Genomic DNA, 22,720 nt, shown 5'->3' with positions numbered 1-22,720 from the left:
CAATGGGCCTCGCCCTCCATCTACGCCTGAACTGACTGCTGTTACCTGATCACGTAACCGCTGTGAAAGGGTTGCGTTGACATCAAGATACAACCTCTTCGAGAGTTGAGGATTGTCGAATCACTGTTCAATGTGTACGCCCTTGTGCCTCGACCTGTACCAGTAAGCAAGCCGCTTTGCCATGCCGGGTGATGACGAAAGCATGTCCTTGCGCAATTAACACCAGCAGACGACGCAACCGACGGCGAGCCTGGCTTTTGCTGTAGGTGGTACGCATGGCAGATACCCCTGACTGTATCTGGATATAGCGTAGCCTTTTCACTCCATGCTCCGACCTCAACGCATGCACGCCCCCCAACACTTGGGGTTGGCAACAACAAGTTCGCGAGTTAATAACGTCCGGGATTCTAGGCGCTACAGGGATAAGCCTGTCGCTGCGCCTAAAATCTTAGGCATTCGCTCGACGAAGTGTTGGGTTGCCCGATGGTCGGATCGCCACGAAAACAAAACGGGCGGCTGCCCGCAGACATTTCGGACGTTCATGCCCCTGAAACGACCGCTCTCGCTCGGTGATTTACGACGCACACACCGCTTCGAAAGCGCCGCACTCTTCACGTGTTATTTCACCTGTTGTTCTGACCACATGCGCCTGCAAAGTGGCCAAGAGGCAGGAGTTCGATGCGGCGAGGCTTAAAGGCCTGCGTGCAACACTTGTAAGACTCAACACCCTCACCTTTTTTCGTTGGCCCTCGTGCTCAAAAACCTCAAGGCCCTGCCCCACGACAGGCAAATACGCCCCCAACGCCCACTTGGTCGTCATCCATGGTGTGGACGTTCAATGCAGCTTGGATCAGTGCGACCGCGTCAGCGGATAGGTACGCGCCGATTGATAATAAGCGGCGTCAGTCGGACAGAGACAAAAGGGGCGTTATGACCGCGACTGAAGCAGTAACATCCATAGACGAATTTCCCGAGCGGCTTTGGCCTTGGCCGACCTTGCGTCAGCGCCAACGCACCCTGCACGGCAAAACGCCTATCGTTCAATACGGTTGGTAAACCTCATCGCCGAGCTTTCAAGGAGGCAGCATGTCTGCAATGAAAATCGAGGTCTACAGCGGTTCAGACGGGCACGTACAGACGTATGAAGAGGCAGCGGGCATTCACTTGCGCATCGAACTGCCCACAATGAGCAGGCACGCAATAAACGTGTACCTCGATTGCCTCGACGTCTTGAACCATGTGTTTCTCGGTGCCCTGCCTCAGGCAGCCGATTCAGAGGAGCCAGCCTCGAGCCGCAGCGCTCCCAGCACGCTGCATCTGCGCATTTTGTTCAGGGAGGCGGCCATGTTGGCGGAGGCGCGACAGTTGATCCTGCAAGACGGCGACTGGATCACTGCGGCGGGCTTGTCCCAACTCACCGGACTCGAGCCTGCAGCGCTCGCGGCAAGGCTCCGGGCGTGGCTGAACGACGGCTCGCTCATCAGCGTGAGTGACCGGAGCCAAGAGTACTTCCCAGCGTTCGCCTTTGGCGAAGCAACAATGCAGCGGCCCACCGCCGAATTCGGCGCCGTGATCAACGTGCTGAGAGAAAAAAAGGATGGCTGGGGAATGGCGTTCTGGTTTGCTTCGAGCAATCACTACTTGGGTGGCAAACGTCCGAAAGACCTGCTGCGATCGTCATCGGAGTGTGTGCGCCGCGCGGCGGAAGAAGAGGTGGCGGGGATACTGCATGGTTAGACCGGCAATCGTGTACACGGCAGCAGTAAGGCAAATAGCTGAGAGGGTGACTCACCGTCGGTAGATCATCGAACATCCGCGCCGCACCAGGCGTGCCTCGGAGCTTAAGCAAAACGCGAATCGCCCGCGATCACTGGTAGGGACCCGCCGCCCGCGGCGCTGGCCGCAAGCGCCCTCGCGCCGAGTCGGGAGCGCGCCCCGCAGCGCATGAGCCCCTGTGCCGCCACTTCGACCGGCACGATTGAGACGGCGCGCGCCGGCGTTGCGCCGCTAAACACCAACAAACACATGGCTCGGCTAGGCCCTGATAGCCTATTCCGTACGCTGTGAGGTGCGCTCTATAATTTCTAATAAACGGCTTCGTCAGCCACCGCCCGCCAGGGTCAAGTGGTCGACGAATCCACACGTCGGCGGTGCAACAGCACCGCTAAACACGGACACGTTGCCCTCCCCCTCGCCCGACGGGCGTCTTCGCTGTCCCGCACGCCTCTACCCCCCCTTCCAGTTCCCTTTCGTTACTGACTGCACGCGCCCCATTAGCCCACGCCGCGATCCGCCAGCCAAACCGAACAACGCTGAACATTACGGGATCTACCACAATTGGCGCCAGAGGGGCTCGGAGGATGATGGTTGGACGATTGATCCAGCAACTGACGACCCAACAGCAATGGGAGCATCAGCGGGACAAACAGTTGCGCGCCGTAACTGCAATCCATGACAGTCTCCGATCCCAGCAAGATCAGCAGTAGGACATCAACCAGCGGCTGTCCAAACAATTGAGCGACACGCAGCACTCGCTGCAGCTGCGCACGTTGCACTGCAAGCACCTGGAGACAGAACTTGCGAGTTGGGGTTCAACTGGCCAAGACCAAAGATTGGTCACTCAAGCCGTCTCCCAGCCCAGAGAGTATTAAGCCAAGTTAACATCGTCAGGTTCACAACCCCACCCACGCAACACGCCACTGCGGCATCGATACAACGAATGTAGCGTAGCGTCGCCAAAAATCGAGCCTCCCGCCGCGTCCAGCTGCGTCAAACTCTGCAGAATTTTCTCTTGCCTGGCTTGATCTGCGTTCTCCAACACATGACAAACCGCTCGCCATTGCTGTTCGTTTTGCACTAGCGGTGTTCTCCAGCAGAGTTCGTGAAGAGCTTGCCAGTACATCATGCGAAAGTTCAGTTCCTCATTATTACTAAGCATGCGAGGCAGCAGGTTAAACCCGGAAAAATACTCCAGCCAGCAACGAACAAGTCCTACGAGTGCATACCGCGCGGGACTCCAAATGTTCTCGGCGCAAAGACGATTTAATGCTCTGGCAATGGACTCTAGATGCACTGCTGAGCAACGATAACTCGCAACCAATAACAGACACAGGGTCAGGCATTCAAGGTTGTTACACCGTGACAGCCATTGTTTTTGCTTAATTAAGCCCACGCGTAGAAAATCCGGATAATACCGGTTCAGCAAGGTGTCCGCGTTTACCTGACCCTCAATCACACTCAGTTCCAATACGCGCCAAAAGGGGTGATCCACTAGCCGCTGCACCGCAGGCACCCGGTTCACGATGGCACGAAGGTGGCCTTCGCAGTAGCTGTAGCCCGTTAAGGCTGCCCACCAGCGTTCGTTATTTTCACTTAACCGTGCTCTATCCATCATCTCCTCGAAGGCACGCGCTGAGGCACTGCCAGTCGCGGCAATTCCCACCTCCTCGCAAAACACTAACAACGCCACTTGCATTTTCAAGTGTCGACACATTTTGCCTTCACAAACAGCCATCACGTTTATCTCCACGACGGCGATCCGCTATTGATGACTCTGCACACTCCCAAAAGATTACATCCATTTCTGCAACAACGACGGCAAACATAATTAACGTTTCGCATAAACAAACAATCGTTTAAACGAAAATCCCTGAAAATCCATAACATTAAGATCCATTATTGAGATAATAATATTAACAGTAGCACTGTCTAATAGAAGCTTCGGGGGGAATACTGAAACCCTCAACGCGGATGATTTCCATACTTACGAACGGCAGCATTTTCTTCCCCCCTTTGGAGCTGCGCCTTTCCTTCCTCAACATGTCCACGTCAGCAACGCGATCTTGCCCACACACTTGGCCCAATTGATGTCGGTCGGTCTCAGTCCCAGGCAGATCCGCTCTGCGATTCAGAGGAGACACACGATGAGCACGTTAAAAACTCGCTATGCGCCAGCGTTGTGCAGCGTTGGGGGCCGTCACTACCGTCTGGTGGCGTTCTTCCAGAAGCACGTGCGTCTGGAAGACGTGCAGGACGGGCACTGTTTGTCCTTCACACAAGACGAAGCGTTTCAAATGCTCGTGCAGCAGGACCTGATCATCATCAGCCCCCCGGTGTCGCAACATTCCGTTCAAATGCTGGCAGAAATGGTCAATCCGCCGAAGCCGACGGCCCGCCAGCCCACCATAAGCCCAAACCACGCTGCGGCGGAGGATGCGCTGCGCAGAGGCACGGAGCAGCGTTACTGTCGTTGCGCTACGCGACAGCAGGGGATTTACGAGCGCTCGGCCCGCCTGGTCGATCGCCAGACGGCGCACGTGCGATCGATCCTCCAGGATGAGTTCAATCGTTACCAGCCTCTTGACGCGGTGACTCGGGCGCGATTGCTGGCACGGCTTAAAGTCGATACGCAGGCGCTGAAGCTGTGCCCGGAAAGCGGTGGCAGCGGGCGCGCCATGCTCCAACCAGCCCCAGTCGGGGACCATCCTCCGAGCGAGGATCGCTGGCTGTCCGAGCGCCGAAGCTGGGCCGCGGCAACAGCACCGGCTGGCCGTCGCCCGAAGACGCCCGCCTGGACCTTCATCACGTTGCGGCGTCGCCGTTGAACGGCCCGGGTTACGACGGGCCACAGCTGAGCGCGGGCGTAATTCCGCGCTGGACGCAGAGGCGCGTGATGTGGAATGAACAGGCGGGGCTGGCCGGCGATCGTGCACCGGTGCGCGACATTCATCGCGGGTTGCCGGGTTACTACATGATCTTTTTCCCTTCCCTGAAAAACCACAAAGTCGTGCTCTGCGAAGGGTCGGTGGAGGCGGCGTACTGCGTGTGGCTGGAATGGGACAACGATGTCATTGCCTATTACCCGCACCCTACACCTTCACCTGGGAAACGGAACGCGGGCCGATGCGTTACACCCCGGACTTTTACGTGATGCACGCGCAAGCGTGCCAACCATTTCACCGAGGTCAAACCGGATTTCCAACAATTGAAGGCACGCACCCGGTTCAAACTCGACAGCTTTGTGGTGCAGTGTCAGGCATGGCAAATCGAGTGGCGTCGCGCCGAAAAGCAACAGTTCATGCCCCCATGTCTTCACCAACCGGCGGTACCGGTACTTTCACGGCTTCGGCGTTAACGATTTTGAGCAAGCGTATCTCCTGGATTTCCTGTCCTGCTACAAAAAGTCTTTCACCCTGGGTGAATTGCTCAGCAGTGCTCACCCTCCGAGCTTGCGGGCCAGAACCACTGGCTGTTGCGGGGCGAGCTGAGTACCGATCCGAGCCTGCCGCTGAACCGGCGCTCACTGATCCAGCAGGGGACCTGTGAAGGCGGTTAGCGTGCCGCCGCCTGGCGTCGGCGGACGCTACCGGATGGACGACGGCCGGCTGTATGAGGTCATCAATGTGACCCGCGAACACGTTTCGTTCCGAGACACACTATGCTCGCGATCAACACAGGAGTTAGATACGTTCACAAAAAACCACTCAAGCGAGTCGAGCAGTTCGACCTAATCCTTGTCAAGTTCGTACTCCCCATACGCTGCCCGTCATTGGGGTTAGCGTATGACAACTAGGCTAAAGGGCTACCATCATGCTGGATAAAAACTGGGTTCCGTCACATTTTTCACCGGCGCGCGACGTGCGTAAAAACCGCTATGGAAAGTCACTAGTCTATTTTCCATCACGAAAAAATCACACCCAGCTTATCTGCGAAAGTCATAATGAAGCCGATATGTGCTTGATCCTGGAATATCTACCTGCAGTCATTCAGTATTACATCCAGCCAGTCAGCCACACTTATAATGACGGCAACAAGCCTTATACATATACACCTGATTTTTTTATCCAACGCGACGAGCGCAGTTATTTTATCGAGATAAAAGGAGGGTATTCGGATCAGACCAGTTCTTATCAGCACACTTTAGATAATTTCGCGGCCACAGCCGGCGCGTTAGGTTACGGATTTGAAGTCTTCGTCCTTTCCGACTTCCCCACTGACGAAACTCTGGACAATCTCGGGCTCCTGTATTCGCGCTCTCATCAGGTCACTGCCTTTGAGCAGCGTCAACTCATGCAATGCCTTAGCACATGGAACGGACCACTGACAATCTCTCTATTGCTCGCGCACAATCCATCGCCCTCAATGAGAGCGGTGTGTGCTGCCATTTTTCAACAAAAACTGAATTGTGATCTCACTACCATGCTCAACTTGCACACCCCGCTTTACAGTGAGGTGAAACATGAAAAACACAACCCTGCCTGGCCAAGCTTGGTTTCCCTTAATCAATCGCTTTCCTCTCCCAACATCTAAAGAAATGTCGCCCCCCCCAAAATTTATGTATAGCCGCCTTACCCGAGGTGGCGATAGATTCAACATTCCAAGCCAATGCGCCATTAACCAGAGACCGTCCGCCTGACAGTGCCGACGGGCACGCCCCTAGTACTTGCATAGACAGGATGCATAACTTAATCAGGAAAGTAATAACTGAGCACACAACCCAAACGCACTGCAGAGGCATCCCGACAAATTTAGTGAAACTTTATACTGCATTAAAATAATGCGACGCCATGCTTATAGTATTTTGTCCCAACTGTGGATTGCCATCTATGGACAACATCAAGACAATCAAGCCCGGTAGCCAATACAACATTTACGGGAAAATTTACGAGGTGGTTTCAACAGAAGACACTCGGATTACAATGCGCTCGACCCAATACAAACAAATACTATTCTTCACGCCGGATTTGCTGAATAACCTTCTACTGAAAGGAGAAGTGCGCCTGCACGCAATCGCAACAATTGATTCATCGTACGAGGCTATTTTACACACCATACCCCAGGCCCAGAAGAAAACATATTTACGTAAAGTATACTATATTCGAGAACTGACGGAACGCTTTCAAGGTTCTCTGCCTCATGATGCCGTTGAGGCAGAATTAGAGCGGTTAGCGAAATGCTATGGGGACGACAAGCCCCCCTGCTACACCAGCGTTTACTCATGGTCCAGAACTTACCGCGAGTCAAATTTCAATCCATTTTCGCTGATCAAACGAAAAAGCATTCTCCCTCGCGGCAAGCAACTCAAAAATGAAACACGCGACATTATCTCAACGTTTATTTATAAGTTTTATTTACAACCCAAGCATCCTACGATCAAAACCCTTCACAAGCTAATTAGGGCGCACATTGATAACGAAAATGCGGACCGCAGCAGCTACTCTGTAATTAAGATCAGTACCCCCTCGCTCTCCACCGTGACTCGGGAGATCAATCGCATCAGTCAATATTATAAAGATGTGCAACAACTCGGCAAACAGGAGGCGCAAAGGGTCAACAACTACAGCAGGAAACAAAAAATTTCGCGACTATTACTAAGACTCGTCGAAGGAGATTCACACGAGATGGATATTATCGTGGTTGATGAAAAGGGACGAGTGCTTGGGCGGCCATGGTTACACTTGCTGATTGAAACCTCCACGCGCTATGTCATCGGATACGAACTTTCCCTGACCCCTCCCTGCGCCGAAAAATTCCTGAAGTCGTTACGGATGGCATTATCGGCTGAAAACCCCGAATACTTCGGTGGTCGCCCGGTCGAAATTACCGTTGATAATGGTGCAGAAGCCGCTAATGAAACGGTTAAAAATGCTGGTGATTTGCTTTGTATAAAAATACATTATGCACCACCCCGCACGCCGAACGCCAAAGCAATTATTGAACGCTTTTTTGGTACGCTTAACAGTCAACTCATCCACGCAATGGAAGGCTCTACCGGATCAAACCCCGTCATTGGCAAACATTACAAGGCCGAAGATGGCGCCTGCATACAGATGAGCAAGCTGAATGAGCTTTTTGATTGGTTCATCCATGGCGTTTATCACCATGAGTACCACCAATCCATTCATACATCACCGCATCAAGCGTGGCTGACAGAGACATTAGATCAGCTACCACCGGAACGTTACACCCAAGATGCGCTGAAGAGCGTATGTCGGCAGATTGTATACAAAAGAATAAACGGCGGGAGGGTTACACACAAATCTCTCTCATGGACCGGTCCCACCCTGCCCGCGATTGCAGCCGCACTAGGCAAGAGCCGAAAAGCTAGAGTCTACATAGACATTACCGACCTCTCACGTGTGTGGGTTTGTCACCCGGATAAACCCACTGAACTAGTTGAAGCGGTGGCAACAGCCCCCTACCAAAACAAGTTGACCATGTACGCGCATCAGCGTGTTTTGGATGAACTCAAAGAACACAAAATCAAGTTCGATGAAAGCGCAGCACGTCAAGCACTGTTAAAAATCTATAACGAACTTTGGGAAATTAAACACAACTCAACACCTCAGTCTCGCCATAATCTGCGGAAAAACAAACGACTGTTGGTGGCCGCGGAAAAACTCGGCCTTTCATCGAACACTTCGCGATCCACAGGCAAAAACGGCGCACCCCCGTCAGCCAAGTTACCGACCGATTCCGCCAGCCTTCCCTTACAGAATCTGCCTACCTACGTGATCAGGAGTTAATCTCATGCCACTATCCACTGCCATGGAATCGAAGATGATCGAGTTCTCAAATACTATTATTATGCACCCTCAATATGCGGCGGCCATCGAAAAACTGCTTCACGGCATGGAAGCCACGCGGTTGAGAAAGGAACCCTGCTGCGCACTCTTATTGGGTGACCCAGGAACGGGGAAAAGTACCGCCTGTACGCAGCTAATCAATATGGTCGGTGGACAGCGCACAGTCTTACTTGAAGGTGGGCAATTCAAACAAGTTCTCGCCTTTGATTGTCCTGTACCTGCCACGTACTCAATTATAGACTTGTGCACCGAAATGCTCAAGGCGCTTGGAGACGACCCTCCTGTAGCCAAACTCGCCACATTACAAAATCGGCTTTTCCGTTTGCTGAAAACATGTGGAACCAAACTCATTATTATCGACGAGGTGCACGACCTGCTGAATCCAAGTGCTGTAAAGACGTGGCAAAATGTATGCAAGTGGATAAAATACGTGGCTAACAGCACTGCTATCCCGATTATTCTTTCAGGAAAAACCAGCACAGAGTCACTGATAGACAAGCACGAAGAACTGGCTGGTCGCTATCCATATCGCGCCAGACTGAGTAACTTGAAGTACGATTCAATTTTCATGGCGGTATTGCTCAAATTGAATACTGAAATGAGCAGAATCGGAAACTTCTCTAAACCGTTACACATTACCGATAGCAAAATTTCATGTGCGTTCTACTTGCACACACTTGGGAATATGCGGTCTTTACGAACACTACTTTATGAAATCATGCACATCGTATTAACCCGTGAAGGCGACGAAGTCACAGTTTCGGATTGTGCAACGGCGGCGCGACTACTAAACGATGGGATCGAACCCTACACAAATCCCTTTGAAGTATCTGCTGGAACAATTCAAACACTTATGGAGCAACTGAAAGATGCGTGAATTACCTTTTTGGCCAAGGCCCTACCCGCATGAAAGTCCGTCTAGCCTGGTTTCACGGACGGCTTTCCTTAATGGATATACCAACGTCAGGAGCTTTTCGCGCGCACTTGGAGTAGATGCTTTTATAAGCTTTAAAAACTTGTTCGAAGGAGAAGTCATTAGCGATTTTTTTTTAAAAAATGACGATAATCCATTCGCCTCTCAAAGCGTATTCTATAAGCGATCGTCTCCTTTAGCGACAGGCTTGCGTAACACCATAATAGCAAAAATTGAGATCCCTTTCAGAAAATGTCGGCATCACTCCCGATTTTGTCCGGCCTGCTTAGCCGAAGGTTACTGGCGATTTATCCAAGATATCGACTATGTGGCTGTATGCCCCTACCATCATCTCTTTTACCTGAGCAACTGCCCCTCATGTGATAGGCTCTATCAATGGTCATATACCAATGGACCGTTTTGCAAATGTCAATTTGACCTACGCAACGCGTTAGCCATACCCACCCAGGACACTGCCACAATAAGATTATTAGAATTATTTCTGAACATTAATCAAGATGCAATTACTCGAACGTTCGCTGCATTTGATTGCATGCAATTTAAACTACTTTCCGATCCCGACACTAATTGCGCAATTAGCATAGCGGTAAACATAGGAATAAAGGATAAAATTTTTTTTAAGACTTACCTCTCGCATTTAGCCAACACCTATCCAAACTTCCCAACACAAACATTGCTAACTCCATGGATTCACAGTCATGACCAATGGATCAGTAGCACAGCATTGGATTACTTTAAATACAATTCACTCCAACCGCACACTTGCGCCGTGCAAAACTGCTGTAAATCTCTCGCATTCACCTTTGCTGAATTAAAATCCTCGTTCGGCACTGTCGGTGCACTTGAAACCACACGATCCATTATAAAAAATAATTCTTTTCAAAAAATATGCATCGCCAACAGAATCTTTTACCACAAGGATCAAATGTGCGAGGTTATAAACAAATTTAAACAAGAACGAACTAGAGGAGAAACCCCTACCGGATATACACGCAAAGATTATGAATCGATACATAAAATTCAATCTAACTGGGGGATTTTGCCACACCAAGTCGAGGAACTCGTTTCAAATGGATTCATTCCAGGAGAGATTATTCTGGGAAAAATTACTCGAGGAAAAACTCGCGCAAAATTCATACACATAGATTGTCTTAAATTATTTGCTGAAAAATTCACCACCACCCCGGCGTTGTCCAGAGAATTTGGAATATCCGGCAAAGCCATCAAGTCCATCCTCATTAAAAATAACATTATACCGCCGCACGACAACTTCCCCTATCTTTATTACCGAAAACAAATTACACCGGACATAAAAAAATCCATAGAATCTCGACACGATGATTTGAAGATCTTACGCGCAAGAAAAAAACACACCATTTGGGAGTTCGCCTCACTAATACACATTAAAAGAAAAACAATCATTCGGCTTATTCAGTCAAACGTCATCCCACAACTTACATCGCAATACAACGCTAAAACCAATTCTTTCACGGATCCGGACGCAGCCCTTAAGCTACTCATGGAATGGCGCAAAGACCATTATACCCACTATGAACTCGCCACCAAACTTGACACTAACGCCTATATTATAAGACGACGCTTCGAGGTTAAAGACAATACAAAACCGTTATTCATCGGCAATCAAAAATTTTATAGCACCAGTATTGCCAAGGAAATAGAGCGTCAGTTAAAAATGTATATTCCGCAGTACAAAGCGTGGCTATTGGCTAATCTGACCTCTGGAGGCCTTAAACGCCTAATTGAAACAAAGATAATCAGGCCTATTCCCTCTGACCACCCCGCGTATTGCCCGTCAGTAAAACTATATTGTCTTTCGGATATACTTTCACTTTCGGACAGCCTTTCCTGACCAGTTCATCGTCATACTTCTTCCCCCAAAAATTCGCTCCCTCTCATGTCGAAACCGATAAGCTGCAGAGTTCGTTATCTGCTGACTCTATATCCGAAAAATTCGCCTTCTGATGATTATAATTTTCAACTGTATGATTTTTTGTTTACTACAGCGGCTCTACCCAGTTAATCGGGTTCAACATCTAAAGGTTTTCAACGATGAATATCAAAACCCTGGCTTTGCTCCTGCTGGCGTTGTGTGCGCAACCGGTCTGGAGCCAGACGCCTGCCGCCTCACCCGCCACTGCCGACAGCCCCGCGCTGACCACGCGCCTGGCCGAGCGTGACCTTTGGGTCGAACACATTTTCTGGATCAGAAACTACGCGCTGGCCAATCAATCCGCCGACAAAAAACAAGCCAAAGTCGCGGCGGACCAGGTCGTCGACAACGCCACCAAAATCGCCAACAGCATCGCCCCGCTCTACGGTCAACCGGCGGCGGATCAACTGCTCAAGCTGCTTGCCGGTCACTGGGGCGCGGTGAAACACTACAGTGATGCCACTGTGGCCAAGGACGCCAAGGGCAAGCAGGCCGCCGTCACCGAGTTGACCGCCAACGCCAAGGCGATTGCGGCGTTTCTCGCTACGGCGAACCCCAATCTGCCTGAAGCCACGCTGGTCAACATGTTGTCGGCCCATGGCGGTCACCACGTTGCCCAGATCGACGAGTTTGCCGCGCACGATTACGCTGGCGAAGCCCGCACCTGGGCGATGATGCGCACGCACATCCTGGCCCTGGCCGACGCCTTGACCGGTGCGCTGGTCAAGCAATTCCCGGACAAGTTCTGATACCGCGCGAGGGCATCCCATGCTGGAAGGACTGGGCCGAACACAGCAGGACCTGCTCAATGCACTGCTGCACCATGGGGGCGGCATGAGCATTGACGAGTTGGCTGAGCACTTGGCAGTCACGCGCACGGCGATCCGCCAACACCTGGCGGCGCTGGAGCGTGACGGCCTGGTGCTGCGCGGCGACACCCGGCCGACGGGCCGTCGTCCGGAGCAGCTGTATCGGCTCACCGACCACGCGCGGGAGCAGTTCCCTCGCCACTATCAGCTACTGGCCAGCGTACTGATTGATGAAGTCGCCACCATCATCGGCCCCGAAGCCCTGGCCTCGCTGATGCGCAGCATGGGCCGCAAGCTGGCTTCGGACCTGGAACAACAGGTCGTGGATGAAGCCAGGATCGTGCAGCACATGACCCAGACGGGCTACGAAGCCGAGGTGTTTTTTCGCTCAGGCGGCACCCCGGAAATCGTCGCCCATAACTGCGTGTTCCATCGCCTGGCCGCCGAGCACCCGGTGGTCTGCGAACTGGACCTGGCCTTGATCGGCGCGTTGGGCGGCGGTGAAGTCGAGCACAGCGAGTGCATGGTGCGCGGCGGGCATGTCTGTCGCTTCAGGCTGCGACCGACAGAAGCCCCTGAACCACCACTCGAACACTGACCTTACAGATCGACCATCTGCATGTTCGCTTTGAGAAAGCCCATCAGCTCGGCTGCCGCTGGCGACAGGCTGTGCCCCTTGCGGCACAGAATGCCGATCTGGCGTTCCAGTCGCGGCTCTGAAAGCGGCAGGAACGTCAGTTTCTCATTGCCCTGTGGGAACGCCAGGGACGGCAGCGTCGTGATGCCAATGCCCTCTTCAAGCATCGCGATCAGCGAAATCATGTTGGAGACGAACAGCAGACTGCTGTCCAGCAACCCCGCCGCTTCCGTGCCTGCAAGCAAGCGCGAGGTGCCATTGCGCACCAGCGGCCAGGCTTGCAGGCTCGACCAATGCAATGCCTCGCCTTTGGCCACCAACGGATGATCGTGGCGGCAGACCACCCCCACCCGATCACTCAGAATCGGCACGAACTCAATGTTTTCGTCCGCCGCCCACACGCTGCTGATCGCAAAATCCACCTGCCCCTGGACCAACAGCTGCTGCACGCTGTCGGCATTGCCGTCCTGCATGCTGATGTGCATTTTCGGGTGCTCGCTGACAAACCGTGCGAGCAGATGCGGCAACAACCGACTGGCCACCGACGGCACCGTAGCGATGCTCACCTGACCGATTTCATGCCTTGCCAGCAAACTGACTTCGCGGGCGATGCGGTCGTGATGCGCCAGCAAATCCTGGAACAGCGGCAAACAGTGCTCGCCGAATGGCGTCAGTTCGGTTTTGCCGCCCTTTTCGAACAATGGCTGGCCGAGCTTCTGCTCCAGCTCGCGCACAGCCAGGGACAGCGCCGGTTGCGTGCGATAGGCCTGCCTTGCCGCGCCGTGGAAGCTTTTCAGCTGGGCAACCAGGACGAAATAGCGCAGCTGGGTAATCTTGAGCTCGGGAAGCACGGTAAGTTTTCCTTATCATTTCATATTTATTATTAATTTTTATTTGCAGATTAATACTCTCAAGATGGGACCAACGCAATCGGAGGTTCCCATGGCACTGCAACCCTACAAAAACTACATCGGCGGCAACTGGTGCGAAGGCCAGGGCGTCATCGCCAACCACAGCCCTTCGGATGTTCAAGACCTCATTGGCCATTACCACCAGGCCAGCGCCGAACAGACACTGGATGCCATCGCCGCCGCCCGCGACGCCCAGCCGCAATGGGCGACCAGTGGCCTGGAACAGCGCCAGCACGTATTGATGGCCATCGGCAACGAGTTGATGGCGCGCAAGGAAGAACTCGGCGAACTGCTCTCCCGGGAAGAAGGCAAGCCTCTGGCCGAGGGCATCGGCGAGGTCAATCGCTGCGCGCAGTTCTTCCACTACTACGCGGCTGAAGTGCTGCGTCAGATGGGCGAGACAGCCGCCTCGGTACGCCCCGGCATCGAGATCGAAGTCCAGCGTGAACCGGTCGGCGTGATCGGCATCATCACGCCGTGGAATTTCCCCATGGCCACCGCCGCGTGGAAGATTGCCCCGGCCCTGGCCTTCGGCAACGCCGTGGTGTTCAAACCGGCAAACCTGGTACCGGCCAGCGCCTGGGCCCTGACTGAAATCATCAGCCGCCAGGCCTTGCCCGCCGGTACCTTCAATCTGGTCATGGGCAGCGGCGCTGTGGTCGGCGAAAGCCTGATCCAGTCCGCCGACATCGATGCGTTGACCTTCACCGGTTCCCTGCAGACCGGTCGCCGCGTCGCGGTCGCCACCGCCAGTAATCTGGTGCGTTGCCAACTGGAAATGGGCAGCAAGAACGCCTTGGTGGTGCTCGATGACGCCGACCTCGAAATCGCCGTGGAATGCGCGTTGAACGGCGCCTTCTTCGGTACCGGGCAAAAGTGTACGGCCTCTTCGCGATTGATCGTCTGCGACGGCATCCATGACCGGTTCGTCGAGGCGCTGGTGGCACGCATGCGTCAATTGAAGGTCGGTCATGCCCTCGGACAAGGGGTGCAGATCGGCCCGGTGGCCGAAGCCCGGCAACTGGAGCAGAACCTGCATTACCTGCAACTGGCCAAAGACGAAGGCGCAACCCTGGTCGAGGGCGGCGAACTGCTGAACCTGCAACCGGCCGGGTACTACATGCGACCCGCCCTGTTCACCAACACCCACAACACCATGCGCATCAATCGCGAAGAGGTTTTCGGGCCGATTGCCTGTGTGATCCGGGTCAGCGATTACGAAGAAGCCCTCGCCGTGTTGAACGACACCGAATACGGCCTCACCGCCGGGATCATCACCCAATCGCTGCGTTATGCCAGCGACTTCAAGCGCCGTGCCCGCACCGGTTGCGTCATGGTCAACCTGCCCACCGCCGGCACCGATTACCACGTGCCGTTCGGCGGCCGCAAAGCCTCCAGCTTCGGGCCGCGCGAGCAAGGGCAATACGCCCGCGAGTTCTACACCGTGGTCAAGACCACCTACGTGCGTCCTTGAACAGGAGATCGCCATGCACGATTTATTGATGATCGACGGCCTGCAATATTCCCACTGGAACGAAGAGATCTTTCGCCAGATGCAGGCCGGTGGCCTGAGCGCGGTGCACGCCACCATCGCCTATCACGAGAACGCCCGGGAAACCCTGTCGCGCATCGGCGAATGGTACCGCCGCTTCGAAACCTGGCCCGAGCTGATTCGTCCGGTGCGCGAGGCTTCGGACATTCGTCTGGCGCATCAGGAAGGTCGCGTCGGGATTTTCTTCGGCTTCCAGAACTGCTCGCCGATTGAAGACGACATCAGCCTGGTGGAGGTTTTCCGCCAGCTCGGCGTGCTGATCATGCAGCTCACCTACAACAACCAGAGCCTGCTGGCCAGCGGTTGCTACGAGACCGAAGACAATGGCATCAGCCGTTTCGGCCGCCAGGTGATCCGCGAGATGAACCGCGTCGGCATGCTGATCGACATGTCCCACAGCGCCGAGCGCAGCACCCTGGAAGCCATCGAGTTGTCGAGCCGGCCGGTGATCGTCTCCCACGCCAACCCATCGAGTTTCCATGCGGCCAAACGCAACAAGTCCAACGCGGTGTTGCGCGGCATCGCCGAGTCCGGCGGCCTGCTGGGTTTCAGCACTTACCCGTTCCACCTCAAGGGTGCGTCGGGCTGCACCCTGGAATCGTTCTGCGACATGGTTGCCAGCACGGCGGAGCTGATGGGCGTCGAACACATCGGCATCGGCACTGACCTGTGCCAGCAACAACCCCTGCAAGTGCTCGAATGGATGCGCAACGGGCGCTGGAGCAAAGACAAGGATTACGGCGAAGGATCAAAGGACAACGCCAACTGGCCGACACCGCTGCAATGGTTCCGCGACAGCCGGGATTTCCCGATCATCGCCCAGGGCCTGCGCGACCGTGGCTTCGCCGAGGACGAGGTACGCAACATCATGGGACTCAACTGGTTGCGCCTGCTGGAAAACGCTTCGACGGCGCAAGACTGACTCTTGATCGACACCGTGAGGACAGCATGAAAAATAACAACAATAGCCTCCCGTTCATCTCCCCGACCGGCGATGCACAGCCCCAGGCGCGTATTTTGGAGGCATCATGAAAACATCCGACTCCCTGCAAGCCGACGTCCAGCCACTGGACCTTGCACCGCCGAAAAAAGACATCGACTGGCCGCTGTTTTTAATCAGTGGCGGCTTCCTCGGCGCCTTCCTGATCGCGGCACTGATCGACATCGATGGCGTATCGCTGTTGGTGAACACGCTGTTCGCCTGGTCGACGAAGTTCTTCGGGTTGTACTGGCAGATCCTGATGCTGGCGACCTTTGCCATGAGCCTGATCATCTGCTTCAGCAAGTGCGGACGCGTCAGGCTGGGCGGCGTCGACCAGAGGCCCGATTCCAGCACCTTCAACTGGATCGCCGTGATCATGTGCGCCCTGCTCGCCGGGGGCGGCGCATTCTGGGCGGCAGCGGAACCGATGATGCACTTCGCCAGCCCACCACCGTTGTTCGCGGGGGTGCAGCCTCACACCGAAGCCGCCGCACACGCTGCGCTCGCGCAATCGTTCGTGCACTGGGGCTTCCTGGCCTGGGCAGTGTTGGGCAGTCTGCTGGCCATCGTGCTGATGCATTTGCACTACGACAAAGGCTTGCCACTGGCACCGCGTACCCTGCTCTACCCGTTGTTCGGTGAACGTGCGCTCAAGGGACCGATCGGCACCCTGGCGGACGCCACCTCGATCATCGCCGTCGTCGCCGGCACCATCGGCCCGATCGGTTTCCTCGGCCTGCAAATCAGCAGTGCATTGCATTCGGTCTGGGGCATTCCCAATGACCTGATGGTGCAGTCCATCACCATCGTGCTGGTCACGGTGATGTACACCACGTCCTGCCTGGTCGGGCTCAAGGGCATCCGTTTCGTCAGTGAAATCAACGTCTGGCTGATGATCGGCCTGGCGGTGTTCATGGTGTTGCTGGGGCCCACCGCGTTCATTCTCGGCGGCTTTCCCAGCGCGTTCGCTTTGCATCTGGAGCAGTTCATTCCGATGACCCTGTTCCGCGCCGACCCGAAATGGCTCGACTGGTGGACGGTGTTCTACTGGGGCTGGTTCATTGGCTACGCGCCGATGGTCGCCCTGTATGTGGCGAAGATCTCCCGTGGCCGGACCATCCGCGAAGTGATCATGACCCTGTCGATCATCGCCCCGCTGGTGACCATGTTCTGGTTCACCGTGGTCGGCGGCGCCGGCATCGGCATGGAGTTGCAGACGCCGGGCATCGTCACCGCCCACGGCGCGCAGCCCGAAGACCTGCTGCTAGGCGTGACCCAGAACCTGCCACTGGGAGGACTGATCTCAGCGCTGTTCCTGTTCCTGAGTTTCATTTCCGTGGCCACCAACGGCGATGCGATGGCGTTCACCGTGGCGATGGCGATGTCCCGCAATGACAAGCCGAAACCATGGCTGCGTGCATTCTGGGCCATCGGTATGGGCCTGGCCGCCGTGGTGTTGATCACCATTGGTTCGGGCGGGGTCACGGCGCTGCAATCCTTTATCGTGATCACTGCCGTACCGGTTTCACTGCTGATCCTGCCGTCGCTCTGGGATGCTCTGCGCATCGCCCGGCAGATGGCTCGCGAACAGGCAGTCTGATATGAACCGTTCAGGAATCGCAACGATGTCGCACACCGACACAAACACCGCTTCGGCCTTGCGACCCGCCGCTCGGGTCATGGACCTGGAGCAGCTGGGTAGCCACTTTCAAAGCCGCTTGAGTTTCGTGCGCAGCAGCATGCGGCGGATGATGAACGAGCAGTGGCGCATCCAGCGCACCTGCTTCGACCTGGATGCCGAGGGCTTCGGTACGGCGATCTACCGCATCGACACCACCAATGCCCACTATCACTGCGTGATTTTCTCCATGTACCTGCCGCCGGAGAAGCGCAGCGACCGGGTCATCGCCGATCAGTGGGATGTCACTTTTGTCCTGCTCGCCGGCGATGTCGATGAGCAGCAATTGGCTGACCTGCGGCGCAATGTGCCGTTGCAGGAAGCCGGGCGTTTTGATTCACGAGTGCTGGTGCTGTCGCGGGCCAACCGCAGCCTGCGCAACTTCGAGCGCTTCCTCGAAGCGCTGGCCGAAGGTTGTCAGCCAGACCCGCGGCAACTGGCCGAGGTCGGCTACCTGTATCGCACCACCGCGGTGTACGGCAACGGCAAGTTCGGCATCGCCGACTTCAGTTGCCTGCAAGGCACTGCGGACTTCACGCAACCCTTCAGCGCCCAGATGTTTACCGTGTACCTGCTGCGGCATTTCAGCATCGAGCAGATCGAACACATGGCCCGGGCGCGCAACCCACAGCGGGCGGTGGGCCTGGACCCTGCCCTGCAGCGTTACCTTGGGGTCGGCAATTCCACGGGGCTGGGGATGGCGCCGTTCCTGATCAATCACCCGCAACTGGTCAACCAATGGCTGTGGGCCAGGGAAACCGCACTGGCGCAGGTTGTGGTGCAAGCGGCTGACTTGCCTCATGCCCAACGCTTTCAGGCGTTGCTGCTACGGGCCCGTCGGCACTTGCAGCAAACCAGCACCGAGGACCCACGGCAAAGCGCCATCGACCAGCAGACGCTGGCCGACCTCGAACAACTGGCCGAGTGGTTCGCGGGCCAGTCGGTCAACGCGGGTTTGTGGTCGCGCCTGCAAGCCTGGGCCGAGGTGAACGTCGGCGCCGGTTGCCAGGAACTGCTGGTCAGCCTGCTGCTGGAGTTGTACCCCGAACAGGTCGATCCGCTGGCCGAGCAGATGTCGGTCAACGAGGGGTTTCGCCTGAACGCCGAGATGCCATTGGATGAGCTGTGCGATCTCATCGAGACCAAGTACCGCTGGGCGCTCGACTACGACTTGAGCGGCGCCGAGGCCAACCACTTTTTCTGGTATCGCTCGGCGGAAAAGGAAGAACCACGCCTGGGCGAACGGGCCATGGAGCCAGGCGCCGAGAAGGAAATGCAGTTGGGGATCGCGCACAACATTCAGCGCTGTCATCGCGCCCTGCTGGCCTATCGCGAGCAATACCCACGGCAATTGACCGCGCACTTTCTGCTGGCGCAGCCGCAGTTCAAAGGCACGGTCTGCCGCCTGCAAGGCATGGCCCGCTGCGCCTTCGGGGAGATCCGCGCCAACCTGATGGACCGCGGCATGCTGCCGATCCATTTGCTGCGCTGCAAGCTGGCGTTCTTCGGCGCCGGCAAGTTCGACCCCAAGTCCAGCCGCTGGGTGCGCATCACCCTGTTTCAGGGGGCACCGCTGGTCAGCGAGATCGGCCAGCCGTTCGCCGACGACTGGAATTTTGCGGTCATGCCTGAACTGACCAACGCTGCCGGAGCACTCTGAAATGCGTGTATCGCTCAATGAAATCCAGGTGATCTGCCGCAAGGCCTTCGAAGGCATCGGTTTTGCGCCCGGTGATTGCGACGACGCCGCCGAGATGATTGCCAGGCTGCAACAGCAAGGCCTCGACGGTATCGGCGCGCTGAAAAAAGCGTTGGACTTCCTTCACGATGAAGTCGATCGCCCCATCGAAACCTGCTACGAAGACGCCACGCAACTGACCCTCGATGCCCATGGCCAGAGCGTGTTGCGCTGCGCCGCCCAGGCCATCGAACTGGGGGTAGGCAAGGCCTTGCGCGGCGGCAGCGCGCTGATCCGCGTCCGCCATTGCCACAACCGCATCCTGCTGCTGGGCTACCTGGCGCGCTGTGCCGGAGAGGGTCTGAATTTTTGTGTGTACTGGCGCGATGCCCGGCAGGAACTGGTGGCCACCTTCAGTGCCGGGAACACCCACCCGGCCTTGCGGGTGTATGACCTGCCGCAACCGGCGCAGGGCGATGAGCAAAGCATCAACGTGCTGATTTCCAGACACTTCGCGCTGCTGCCACGCCTGAGTGCCGAAGACGCGGCCCCGACGCTTGAATTCAGTCAGCCAGCAGTCGCGGGCGGGCTGCAGGTCAATGATGAAGTCTGGGCCCAGTTGAAAAAACTGGGTGAGCGGGTGCTGGTGGAAAGCACCGAAGAATCCCGTCGCCGTGGTGCCGGTGAAGGCAGCGACGCCCGGTAATCCCCTCAAACCCGCATCAGGAATCATCAATGAAACAGGCGATCAAGACCGACCTCTTTGCCTCGCGCGCGCCATTGGAATGGGCCGTTGTCGGCAACGGCACGCTGTACACCGCGCAAATCCCCATCGACCGCCAGGGCCAGGTGGTGAGCGGCGGCATCGAAGCACAAACCCGGCAGACCCTGGACAACCTGCGCCATACCCTGCAAGCCGCCGGCAGCTCGCTGGACGCAGTCACCCAGGTGCTGATCTACGTCACTGACCGCAGCTACCTGGCAACCGTGAATGCGGTCTACGCCGAGTACTTCCAGGCGCCCTACCCTAACCGCGCCGCCGTGGTCGTGGCGGGCCTGGCCCGGGAAGAAATGCTGGTGGAGCTGGTGGTTTACGCCTGCATGGACTGATCCGGCCCTGTAAGAGCGAGCCTGCTCGCGATGAACTCAAATACAACGCGTTGAATCAGCAAGCACGCGTCATCGTTAACGTCCATCGCGAGCAGGCTCGCTCCTACAGGGGTCCGCGTTGCCCGCCCGTTTCAATACCCTTCGTCGGACATTCGGCTCCGGCAATAAACAGGTTCACGCCCGCCGTGAACCTTGTTTCAAGGCACCAGTCATAGCCCAGCGCTTTTCCCCACTTTCCTCGTTGTCATCTCATCAGAGTTGTCCGTCCATGCGCCAAACTGTCGTTGCCTTGCGCTTTTCTTCGCTGTGCCTGTTTTCCCTACTCCCCGTTTTTGCAAGCCCCGCCCACGCCGATGGGCAACGGCAACTGGTAGACGCCATCAACGACTACCGCGCCCATCCGCAACGCTGCGACCGGCGGCCGACGCAACGCTTATCCCCCCTGACGCTCAAGTCGAACCTGGCCCTGCCCGTTGGCTATGGCGGTGGGTTGCGGGACCGGTTGAAGGCTTCCGGCTATCAGGCCACCATGGTGCGGTCCATCCGCGTGGTGGGTGCACGGGATGCCGAAGAAGCTTTCGATATGTTCCAGGACGAGCACTGCGCCGCACTGCTCGACAATCAATACGCCGACATCGGCGTCAGCCGTGCCGGGAGTGAGTGGCAAGTGGTGCTGGCACGCCCGGTGCTCGACGGGAAAACCGGCGATCCACGCAGCGCCGCACAGGCGTTGCTGGCGCAGGTCAACGCAGCCCGGGCCAAGCCGCGCCTGTGCGGTCGCCAGCGGTTCGCCGCCGCACGGCCGCTGTCCTGGAGTGCAGCCTTGGGCTCCGCAGCACAAAGCCACAGCAAGGATATGGCCTACGGCAACTATTTCGCCCACCAAGACCCCGACGGTGACATGCCCTCCGACCGCGCCAAGGCCGCCGGCTACCGTGGCCGGCAGATCGGTGAAAACATCGCCGCCGGGCAAGGTTCACCCAGCAAGGCCATGGCCGGCTGGCTCGCCAGCCCCGGGCACTGCGCCAACCTGATGAACCCGATGTTCACCCAGGTCGGTGCCGCTTACGCCGCCAACGCGCGCAGCGACAACGGTGTCTACTGGACGATGCTGTTTGGCGCGCCTTGAGCCGCTGACCGGACTCACTTTGCGGGCATTAAAAAGCCCGCACTGAGCGGGCTTTGTGGGTGAATGTAATAAGTAGGTGGCCGGTGCTGGTCTCCGGCTTACAAGGTTTATCAGGCCTCCCACAAAAGAGTCGTGAAACTGTAATGGAACTCTTCTGCTTCACACGGCATAAGGGCTGGATCCCAGCGCGGGGATCTTTCTAACCGTGTACCCTTCGGAACGCGCCCCACGTCTCCTTGCTATCCTTTTGCGCATCAGTCTGCGTCTTCACCTACAGGGTTGAGGATAGCAAAACAGGAGCGATTGCCAACCGGGCTTTTAGACCGATTTTGACCAGCAGAAAACATGGCAGGACGGAAAAATGCTATCGGTGTGCAGATGACTGTATATGGATGAATTTCGCCAAGGCAGTTGCCTTTGTGAGAGCGAGCCTGCTCGCGATGAGGCCAACACATTCAACATTGATATCGACTGAACCACCGCCATCGCGAGCAAGCTCGCTCCCACAGTGATTTCGGCTGCTCGCAGCTTTTGCGTACACCCACCAACCCTGTGGGAGCGAGCCTGCTCGCGATAGCGTCAAATCAGTCAACATCAATGTTGCCTGACACTCTGCATTCGCGAGCAAGCTCGCTCCCACAAAGGTTGTACCTGGTGACCTGGCAGCAGCGCCTCACGAAGGCCGGCGCACCACCCTCACCTTGCCGCTATCGCCGCCACCGCAGAACAACCGTTCGCCGCCATCGGACTCCAGTCCCGACACG

Annotated in this window: 19 protein-coding genes and 1 pseudogene; 16 read left to right on the top strand and 4 right to left on the bottom strand. The window is 56.2% G+C overall.

Annotated features, from left to right (window positions below):
* Nucleotides 1-127: 127 nt before the first annotated feature.
* Nucleotides 128-277 (bottom strand): type II toxin-antitoxin system Phd/YefM family antitoxin, encoded by a 150-nt coding sequence (locus BSF44_RS30085; RefSeq protein WP_141250091.1) that lies wholly within the window; start codon nucleotides 275-277, stop codon nucleotides 128-130.
* A gap of 809 nt (nucleotides 278-1,086) precedes the next feature.
* Between BSF44_RS30085 and BSF44_RS24715 the strand changes: the two genes are divergently transcribed.
* Nucleotides 1,087-1,737: a hypothetical protein gene (locus BSF44_RS24715; RefSeq protein WP_095945741.1), complete on the top strand. Its 651-nt coding sequence runs from the start codon at nucleotides 1,087-1,089 to the stop codon at nucleotides 1,735-1,737.
* Between the two features lie 910 nt (nucleotides 1,738-2,647).
* On the opposite strand, the gene BSF44_RS24705 is transcribed toward BSF44_RS24715, so the two are convergent.
* The gene (locus BSF44_RS24705; RefSeq protein WP_141250090.1) at nucleotides 2,648-3,481 is read right to left on the bottom strand and encodes a hypothetical protein; all 834 of its coding nucleotides are present in this window, start codon (nucleotides 3,479-3,481) and stop codon (nucleotides 2,648-2,650) included.
* Nucleotides 3,482-3,923: 442 nt separating this feature from the next.
* Between BSF44_RS24705 and BSF44_RS24700 the strand changes: the two genes are divergently transcribed.
* The 8 genes from BSF44_RS24700 (at nucleotide 3,924) to BSF44_RS24670 (ending at nucleotide 12,877) form a co-directional block, all read left to right on the top strand.
* Nucleotides 3,924-4,604 carry a hypothetical protein gene (locus tag BSF44_RS24700; protein ID WP_095945738.1) on the top strand — a complete coding sequence of 227 codons (681 nt, stop codon included), beginning with the start codon at nucleotides 3,924-3,926 and terminating at the stop codon, nucleotides 4,602-4,604.
* A gap of 68 nt (nucleotides 4,605-4,672) precedes the next feature.
* Nucleotides 4,673-4,930 carry a hypothetical protein gene (locus BSF44_RS30080; protein ID WP_141250089.1) on the top strand — a complete coding sequence of 86 codons (258 nt, stop codon included), beginning with the start codon at nucleotides 4,673-4,675 and terminating at the stop codon, nucleotides 4,928-4,930.
* A gap of 659 nt (nucleotides 4,931-5,589) precedes the next feature.
* Nucleotides 5,590-6,309: a TnsA endonuclease N-terminal domain-containing protein gene (locus BSF44_RS24695; RefSeq protein WP_141250088.1), complete on the top strand. Its 720-nt coding sequence runs from the start codon at nucleotides 5,590-5,592 to the stop codon at nucleotides 6,307-6,309.
* A 296-nt stretch (nucleotides 6,310-6,605) separates the two neighbouring features.
* Nucleotides 6,606-8,525, top strand: a complete 1,920-nt coding sequence (locus tag BSF44_RS24690; RefSeq protein WP_172435397.1) for a DDE-type integrase/transposase/recombinase — start codon at nucleotides 6,606-6,608, stop codon at nucleotides 8,523-8,525.
* Between the two features lie 4 nt (nucleotides 8,526-8,529).
* Complete coding sequence (locus tag BSF44_RS24685) at nucleotides 8,530-9,462, top strand: TniB family NTP-binding protein (protein ID WP_095945735.1); 933 nt, start codon at nucleotides 8,530-8,532, stop codon at nucleotides 9,460-9,462.
* Nucleotides 9,455-11,389 carry a TniQ family protein gene (locus BSF44_RS24680; RefSeq protein ID WP_095945734.1) on the top strand — a complete coding sequence of 645 codons (1,935 nt, stop codon included), beginning with the start codon at nucleotides 9,455-9,457 and terminating at the stop codon, nucleotides 11,387-11,389. The genes BSF44_RS24685 and BSF44_RS24680 overlap by 8 nt, the downstream gene beginning before the upstream one ends.
* A 200-nt stretch (nucleotides 11,390-11,589) precedes the next feature.
* Nucleotides 11,590-12,219: a hypothetical protein gene (locus BSF44_RS24675; RefSeq protein ID WP_095945733.1), complete on the top strand. Its 630-nt coding sequence runs from the start codon at nucleotides 11,590-11,592 to the stop codon at nucleotides 12,217-12,219.
* A 19-nt stretch (nucleotides 12,220-12,238) separates the two neighbouring features.
* Nucleotides 12,239-12,877, top strand: coding sequence for a metalloregulator ArsR/SmtB family transcription factor (locus BSF44_RS24670; RefSeq protein WP_095945732.1), 639 nt, complete (start codon nucleotides 12,239-12,241; stop codon nucleotides 12,875-12,877).
* Between the two features lie 2 nt (nucleotides 12,878-12,879).
* Here the strand turns inward: BSF44_RS24670 and BSF44_RS24665 are convergent, their stop codons facing one another.
* Complete coding sequence (locus BSF44_RS24665; RefSeq protein WP_095945731.1) at nucleotides 12,880-13,767, bottom strand: LysR family transcriptional regulator; 888 nt, start codon at nucleotides 13,765-13,767, stop codon at nucleotides 12,880-12,882.
* A 91-nt stretch (nucleotides 13,768-13,858) separates the two neighbouring features.
* On the opposite strand from BSF44_RS24665, the gene BSF44_RS24660 reads away from it, so the two are divergent.
* The 7 genes from BSF44_RS24660 to BSF44_RS24630 all read left to right on the top strand — a co-directional run bounded on the left by BSF44_RS24660 (nucleotide 13,859) and on the right by BSF44_RS24630 (nucleotide 21,956).
* Nucleotides 13,859-15,301 carry an aldehyde dehydrogenase family protein gene (locus tag BSF44_RS24660; protein ID WP_095945730.1) on the top strand — a complete coding sequence of 481 codons (1,443 nt, stop codon included), beginning with the start codon at nucleotides 13,859-13,861 and terminating at the stop codon, nucleotides 15,299-15,301.
* Between the two features lie 13 nt (nucleotides 15,302-15,314).
* Entirely contained in the window at nucleotides 15,315-16,301 is a 987-nt protein-coding gene (locus BSF44_RS24655; protein ID WP_095945729.1) for a dipeptidase, read from the top strand.
* Nucleotides 16,302-16,407: 106 nt separating this feature from the next.
* A complete protein-coding gene (locus BSF44_RS24650) occupies nucleotides 16,408-17,961 on the top strand; it encodes a BCCT family transporter (protein ID WP_095945728.1) in 1,554 nt (517 codons plus the stop codon).
* 25 nt (nucleotides 17,962-17,986) lie between these two features.
* A complete protein-coding gene (locus tag BSF44_RS24645; RefSeq protein WP_095945727.1) occupies nucleotides 17,987-19,699 on the top strand; it encodes a hypothetical protein in 1,713 nt (570 codons plus the stop codon).
* A 1-nt stretch (nucleotide 19,700) separates the two neighbouring features.
* Nucleotides 19,701-20,423 carry a DUF3726 domain-containing protein gene (locus tag BSF44_RS24640; RefSeq protein ID WP_095945726.1) on the top strand — a complete coding sequence of 241 codons (723 nt, stop codon included), beginning with the start codon at nucleotides 19,701-19,703 and terminating at the stop codon, nucleotides 20,421-20,423.
* A 29-nt stretch (nucleotides 20,424-20,452) separates the two neighbouring features.
* Nucleotides 20,453-20,827, top strand: a complete 375-nt coding sequence (locus tag BSF44_RS24635; RefSeq protein WP_095945725.1) for a RidA family protein — start codon at nucleotides 20,453-20,455, stop codon at nucleotides 20,825-20,827.
* Nucleotides 20,828-21,095: 268 nt separating this feature from the next.
* Entirely contained in the window at nucleotides 21,096-21,956 is an 861-nt protein-coding gene (locus tag BSF44_RS24630) for a CAP domain-containing protein (RefSeq protein WP_095945724.1), read from the top strand.
* A gap of 673 nt (nucleotides 21,957-22,629) precedes the next feature.
* Here BSF44_RS24630 and BSF44_RS30835 read toward each other — a convergent pair.
* Nucleotides 22,630-22,720 (bottom strand): annotated as a pseudogene (locus BSF44_RS30835) (glutamine cyclotransferase); the annotation flags it as partial.

The organism is Pseudomonas sp. ACN8 (assembly GCF_002303925.1).
In the GTDB taxonomy this organism is placed as follows: domain Bacteria; phylum Pseudomonadota; class Gammaproteobacteria; order Pseudomonadales; family Pseudomonadaceae; genus Aquipseudomonas.
This window is presented reverse-complemented; position numbering and strand designations above follow the sequence as displayed.

Excerpts from the sequence above, each read along its gene's own strand:
- BSF44_RS30080 (WP_141250089.1), top strand. The coding sequence starts at position 4,673 with ATGTGGAATGAACAGGCGGGGCTGGCCGGCGATCGTGCACCGGTGCGC.
- BSF44_RS24635 (WP_095945725.1), top strand. The coding sequence starts at position 20,453 with ATGAAACAGGCGATCAAGACCGACCTCTTTGCCTCGCGCGCGCCATTG.
- BSF44_RS24650 (WP_095945728.1), top strand. The coding sequence starts at position 16,408 with ATGAAAACATCCGACTCCCTGCAAGCCGACGTCCAGCCACTGGACCTT.
- BSF44_RS24715 (WP_095945741.1), top strand. The coding sequence starts at position 1,087 with ATGTCTGCAATGAAAATCGAGGTCTACAGCGGTTCAGACGGGCACGTA.
- BSF44_RS24645 (WP_095945727.1), top strand. The coding sequence starts at position 17,987 with ATGTCGCACACCGACACAAACACCGCTTCGGCCTTGCGACCCGCCGCT.
- BSF44_RS24685 (WP_095945735.1), top strand. The coding sequence starts at position 8,530 with ATGCCACTATCCACTGCCATGGAATCGAAGATGATCGAGTTCTCAAAT.
- BSF44_RS24630 (WP_095945724.1), top strand. The coding sequence starts at position 21,096 with ATGCGCCAAACTGTCGTTGCCTTGCGCTTTTCTTCGCTGTGCCTGTTT.
- BSF44_RS24640 (WP_095945726.1), top strand. The coding sequence starts at position 19,701 with ATGCGTGTATCGCTCAATGAAATCCAGGTGATCTGCCGCAAGGCCTTC.
- BSF44_RS24695 (WP_141250088.1), top strand. The coding sequence starts at position 5,590 with ATGCTGGATAAAAACTGGGTTCCGTCACATTTTTCACCGGCGCGCGAC.
- BSF44_RS24660 (WP_095945730.1), top strand. The coding sequence starts at position 13,859 with ATGGCACTGCAACCCTACAAAAACTACATCGGCGGCAACTGGTGCGAA.
- BSF44_RS24670 (WP_095945732.1), top strand. The coding sequence starts at position 12,239 with ATGCTGGAAGGACTGGGCCGAACACAGCAGGACCTGCTCAATGCACTG.
- BSF44_RS30085 (WP_141250091.1), bottom strand. The coding sequence starts at position 277 with ATGCGTACCACCTACAGCAAAAGCCAGGCTCGCCGTCGGTTGCGTCGT.
- BSF44_RS24690 (WP_172435397.1), top strand. The coding sequence starts at position 6,606 with ATGGACAACATCAAGACAATCAAGCCCGGTAGCCAATACAACATTTAC.
- BSF44_RS24655 (WP_095945729.1), top strand. The coding sequence starts at position 15,315 with ATGCACGATTTATTGATGATCGACGGCCTGCAATATTCCCACTGGAAC.
- BSF44_RS24675 (WP_095945733.1), top strand. The coding sequence starts at position 11,590 with ATGAATATCAAAACCCTGGCTTTGCTCCTGCTGGCGTTGTGTGCGCAA.
- BSF44_RS24680 (WP_095945734.1), top strand. The coding sequence starts at position 9,455 with ATGCGTGAATTACCTTTTTGGCCAAGGCCCTACCCGCATGAAAGTCCG.
- BSF44_RS24700 (WP_095945738.1), top strand. The coding sequence starts at position 3,924 with ATGAGCACGTTAAAAACTCGCTATGCGCCAGCGTTGTGCAGCGTTGGG.